This window comes from Kurthia populi, assembly GCF_042686175.1.
GTDB lineage: Bacteria > Bacillota > Bacilli > Bacillales_A > Planococcaceae > Kurthia > Kurthia populi.
This window is the reverse complement of record NZ_JBHUOR010000061.1, coordinates 1-1,092: the sequence shown is the minus strand read 5'-3', so window position 1 is coordinate 1,092 and position 1,092 is coordinate 1. Positions and strand designations below refer to the sequence as shown.

Sequence of the window (1,092 nt, the reverse complement as noted above, 5' to 3'; positions counted from 1 at the left end):
TGAACAACTGCAGAAGTCGAAACAAGAGTTATACAACAACTTAACTACTTTATCTGATACCTATACAACGAAAATCCAAGATGCCAACAACGCATTGGTTGAATCTGAAAAGAAACTCAACGAAGAATATGAAAAAGCTGTATCAGATCGCGCGAATACTATCTACAAATCAATGGGCTTGTTTGATGAAATGGCTGAAAAATCAGCAACAACCGGCGCTGAATTAATTAGCAATTTAAAATCACAGGTTGCGGGTATGTCGGAATGGGCGGCCAATATGGAAACACTTGCTGGTCGTGGTGTAGACGCAGCGCTAATTGATGAATTACGCGAGCTTGGTATTAAGTCAGCAGGAGAAATCGAAACACTTACAAAGATGTCTGATACTGAATTAGCAGAATTTGTAGGTGCATGGAAAGAAAAGTCTGAACTTGCAAATAAAATTGCTGTCAGTGAGATGAAAGACTTGCGCATATCAACAGATGCAGAAATTACGAAGATGCGTGAAGAAACAGCACTTCAACTTGATACGTACAATAAAGAATGGCAACAGTCGATTAAAGATTTAACTGGCGGTACGAAGAAAACATTCAATGCGATGACAGCGAGTATGCCTGCGATTGGTAAGAATGTCATTAAAGGCATGCAAAGTGGGTTAACAGATATGACGCCTAGTTTATTAGCGCAAGCAAAAAGCATTGCTGATGAAGTGAAATCTACAATTCAACAGGCTTTTGACATTCATTCTCCGTCAAAATGGGCGAATAAATTTATTGGCGTCAATATCGTCAAAGGGTTAATCAATGGTATGGCGAACATGCAAGCGCAAGCTGTTAAAACTGCGCATAAACTCGCTGAAAGCGTAAAAGATGAAGTGACGAGCAATTTAGTAAGCGCGGATGTATTAGGCTATACAGCATCATCTACAAGCGCTATCAGCGAGCAATTAGCTGTTTCAGTTAAAGTACAAGTCGAGGGTGGAGGAAATGGTACAGGTGGAAACGTTACAATCAATAATCAATACGACAATGCACCGTCAAGCCCTGCAGAACTCGCACGACAACAGAAAAAACAAATGCAAAATTTAGGATT

The 1,092-nt window shown here is 40.0% G+C and carries 1 pseudogene; it reads left to right on the top strand.

Annotation, left to right across the window (positions count from 1 at the left end):
* A pseudogene (locus ACFSY7_RS20320) lies at positions 1 to 1,092 on the top strand (hypothetical protein); the annotation flags it as partial.